General features: G+C 69.8%; 4 protein-coding genes. 2 read left to right on the top strand and 2 right to left on the bottom strand.

The genetic code is table 11. From position 1 onward, the window contains the following. Positions 1 to 83: 83 nt before the first annotated feature. The gene (locus tag AC08OX_RS15985; RefSeq protein WP_476608550.1) at positions 84 to 305 is read right to left on the bottom strand and encodes a hypothetical protein; all 222 of its coding nucleotides are present in this window, start codon (positions 303 to 305) and stop codon (positions 84 to 86) included. A gap of 645 nt (positions 306 to 950) precedes the next feature. On the opposite strand from AC08OX_RS15985, the gene AC08OX_RS15980 reads away from it, so the two are divergent. Further along, positions 951 to 2,018: an HpcH/HpaI aldolase/citrate lyase family protein gene (locus AC08OX_RS15980; protein ID WP_476608549.1), complete on the top strand. Its 1,068-nt coding sequence runs from the start codon at positions 951 to 953 to the stop codon at positions 2,016 to 2,018. Beyond that, on the top strand, positions 2,015 to 2,959 hold the full coding sequence (locus tag AC08OX_RS15975) for an HpcH/HpaI aldolase/citrate lyase family protein (protein WP_476608548.1): 945 nt from the start codon (positions 2,015 to 2,017) through the stop codon (positions 2,957 to 2,959). The genes AC08OX_RS15980 and AC08OX_RS15975 overlap by 4 nt, the downstream gene beginning before the upstream one ends. Before the next feature lie 150 nt (positions 2,960 to 3,109). Here the strand turns inward: AC08OX_RS15975 and AC08OX_RS15970 are convergent, their stop codons facing one another. Next, complete coding sequence (locus AC08OX_RS15970; protein WP_476608551.1) at positions 3,110 to 3,532, bottom strand: MFS transporter; 423 nt, start codon at positions 3,530 to 3,532, stop codon at positions 3,110 to 3,112. Between the last annotated feature and the right edge of the window lie 31 nt (positions 3,533 to 3,563).

The raw sequence follows: 3,563 nt of genomic DNA, 5'->3' as shown, positions 1-3,563 counted from the left end.
GGCTCATTTCGTCGGTCCCCGCCGTTTGTCGGTCCCCGCCGGCTCGTGCCGGGCCGCCGCCGGCACCCGGTCAGGGAGGCCGGTCACACCCCGAACGCCCGTGCCAGCCGCGTCAACCCCTCCGTGATCTCCGCCGGTGGGTGCGTGGTGAAGGACAGGCGCAGCGTCGCGGGGTCCGGCGGTCCCGCGAAAAAAGGCCCCGCGAAAAAAGGAGTACCGGGAACGTAGGCCGCGTCGTGCTCCACCACGCCGGGCAGCAGGGCGGTGGCGTCGTGACCATCGGGGAGGCGGGCCCAGACGAACATGCCGCCCTCGGGCCGGTTCCGCTGCTCCCGGGCGGCAGCGCCCAGGCGAGTCCGTCGAGGAGCGCGTCGTGGCGTTCGCGGTAGGCGGCGCACATCCGCGTGATGTGCAGGTCGGGGTCGGCGTCGGCCAGATACCGGGCGCCGCAGCGGCGAGTGGAGCGGCGTTGGTCATGGCGGCTGCTCGAACTCCTTCTCCGGGTTCTCCCCGTTCACCGCGATCGTAGACGTGGTGACCTCGGGGTGTTCATGGCTCACGCGGCTGCCCGCGACTCCGCCCGCGACTCTGAGCAGGCCGAGGAGGCTGCTCGTGAACAGGCAGCGATCGGCCGACGACGTGCGTAAGACGTCCGCACGGAGAAAGCCAGGCTGCGGACCTGGACGGAATGGCGACGGGGAATGCTCCTGTCGCAGCGGTTCATGCGGAACTTATGGAACAGAAATAGAGCTCCCAGATCGCAGAGAATGCCCGCCGGCTGGACCATGACCTCGACGGTCGCGATCGGGCGGGAGATGATCAGGGGAGCGTTTCGGACATCAAACTGATACAGTCCGGCGGAGCCGGGCGTCGTCGACGCTGAGTGTCGCGCTGGTCGCCGGGAGCCGGTCACCCGGCACCGGCCAGGGTTCCTTCCCGGGAGATTTCACATGCGCAGCGCCAAGGATTTCTTCGCTCCCCTCGCGGTGGGGGCGCCACCCCCGCCTCGCGAGATCCCGTGGCGACCGTCCCGGATGATTCACTTCTTCGACCCGAGCAACGAGAAGATGGCGGCGAAGCTGCCGCATATCATCCCCCGGGTCGACGTGCTGCTCGGGAACCTCGAGGACGGCGTCCGAGCGGACAACAAGATCGTTGCCAGGGACAACCTGATAAAGATCGTCGACGGCGCGGACGTCGGTGAGACGCAGTTCTGGATCCGCCTGAACAGCCTCGACTCACCCTGGGGGCTCGACGACCTGCTCACGCTCGTGCCCGCCATCGGCGAGAATCTCGACGTGGTGATGGTGCCCAAGGTCCAGGGGGCGGAGGACATCCACTATGTGGACCGCCTCCTCGCCCAGTTGGAGGCGAAGGCCGGCCTGTCCCGGCCGGTGCTTGTCCACGCGATTCTGGAGACCGCGCGAGGGGTCGCGAACGTCGAGGAGATCTGCGCGGCAAGTCCCCGCATGCAGGGTCTGTCCCTTGGCCCGGCGGACCTGGCGGCGGATCGGCGGATGAAGACAACCCGTGTCGGCGGTGGGCACCCCGGCTACCTGGTACGCCAGGATCCGCGGCCGGACGACCCGGCTGCCGTCCGAGCCACGTTCCAGCAGGATCCCTGGCACTACACGCTCGCCCGGATGGTAGACGCCTGCGCGGCGAACGGGATCATGCCATACTACGGGCCGTTCGGTGACATCGCCGACGTCCTCGCCTGCGAGGACCAGTTCCGCAACGCGTTCCTGCTCGGGTGTGTCGGGGCGTGGTCACTGCATCCCGTCCAGATCGACATCGCGAAGAAGGTCTTCAGCCCCGAGCCCGCGGACGTCGAGTGGGCAAAGCGCGTCGTCGCGGCCATGGGCGACGGAACGGGTGCCGTGATGGTGGACGGCACGATGCAGGACGACGCCTCGGTGAAGCAGTGCCGGGTCATCCTCACGCTCGCCACTCGCCTCGCCGCCCGGGACGCACAGCTCGCGGCGGCCTACGGACTACCCGCGCCGGAGGCACGATGACCGGCACCGCGGCCCCGGGTTCCCCGGCGGGTTCCCCGTCCGCGGGCCGCCCGCCCGCCGCGTACCGTCCGCGGCGTTCCATCCTCTACATGCCCGGGGCCAACGAGCGTGCCATGGAGAAGGCCAGGAATCTGCCGGCCGACGCGCTCATCCTGGACCTCGAGGACGCGGTGGCGCCCGTCGCCAAGGAGCGCGCCCGGGAGCAGGTCTGCGCGGCGGTGGCCGACGCCGCCTACGGCCACCGGGAGATCACGGTTCGCGTCAACGCCCGCGGCAGCTCCTGGCATGCCGACGACCTGCGGGCCGCGGGACGGGTGGGCCCGGACGCCGTCGTGGTGCCGAAGGTCGAGTCGCCGTCGGACGTCCACGCGATCGAAAAAGGGCTCGAGGCGGCCGGCGCGCCGGACCGCACCATGATATGGGCGATGGTGGAGACACCTGGTGCCATCCTGCGCGTCCAGGAGATCGCCCAGGCGTCGCCCCGGCTCACCGTTCTCGTGATGGGCACCAACGACCTGGCCAACGAACTGCGTGCCGAATTCGTGCCCGGCCGCGCCCCGCTGCTGACCGGCCTGGGGCTGTGTCTGCTGGCCGCGCGCGCGAGTGGAACCGTGATCCTCGACGGTGTCTACAACGACATCCGCGACGCCGACGGCTTCGCGGCGGAATGCCGCCAGGGCCGCGAGATGGGCTTCGACGGTAAGACGCTTATCCACCCCAACCAGATCGAGACGTGTAACCGCACGTTCTCACCCACCGAGGCCCAGGTCGCGCAGGCCGCGGAGATCGTGCGGGTCTGGGAGGAGGCGCTACGCGAGGGCCGCGGAGTGGCGACCGTCGACGGCCGGCTGATCGAGAACCTGCACGTCGACAACGCGCGCCGGATTCTCGCCGTCAGCGCGGCCATCGCGGGTCTGGCCGACGGCCAGGCGGCCTCCTGACGGTGACCGTTCTGGCCGTGACCGTTCTGGCCGCTTCGACGGCTGTAGGGATGCGACAGCCTCTCCACCGCGGTGGAAGCCACCGCCGTTCCCTGCCAGCGTGATCCGGGCTCTCGGACGCTCGGACTCGCGGGCGATGTCTCCTGTCGGTCAGTGCAGGGGCCGGTGCGCGGTCTCGGGGAGCCGGCTGAAGACGACGGTGCTGACCAGGGCGACGGCGGTGACGTACCAGCCGAAGGAGGCAGCGTGGCCGATGTCCACGAGGTAGGTGGCGACGTAGGGGCCGGTGCCGCCGAAGAGGGCGACGGAGAGCGCATAGGGGAACCCGATACCGGAGCTGCGCAGGCGCGCCGGGAACAGCTCGGCGACCACCGCGCTCGAGATGCACGACCAGCAGGCGAGGAACACCAGCCCCATGATCTGAACCAGGAGCAGCCTGGTGGTCGAGCCGTCCAGTAGGGCCAGCATCGGAACCGTGCCGACCACGAAGAAGGTGCCGAAGATGAGCAGCATCGGCCGCCTGCCGACGCGGTCCGAGATCGCTCCGAAGACCGGCTGCAGGGCGAGGAAGATGGTCAGCGCGACGACACCGGAGAGTCAGGGC

It is taken from the genome of Frankia sp. CoBUL1, from assembly GCF_978021245.1.
Note: the sequence above shows the minus strand (reverse complement) of the source record. Positions and strands in the feature narration are given on the sequence as shown.

Coding starts and splice junctions, on each gene's coding strand:
- AC08OX_RS15985 (WP_476608550.1), bottom strand. CDS start 305: ATGTTCGTCTGGGCCCGCCTCCCCGATGGTCACGACGCCACCGCCCTG.
- AC08OX_RS15980 (WP_476608549.1), top strand. CDS start 951: ATGCGCAGCGCCAAGGATTTCTTCGCTCCCCTCGCGGTGGGGGCGCCA.
- AC08OX_RS15975 (WP_476608548.1), top strand. CDS start 2,015: ATGACCGGCACCGCGGCCCCGGGTTCCCCGGCGGGTTCCCCGTCCGCG.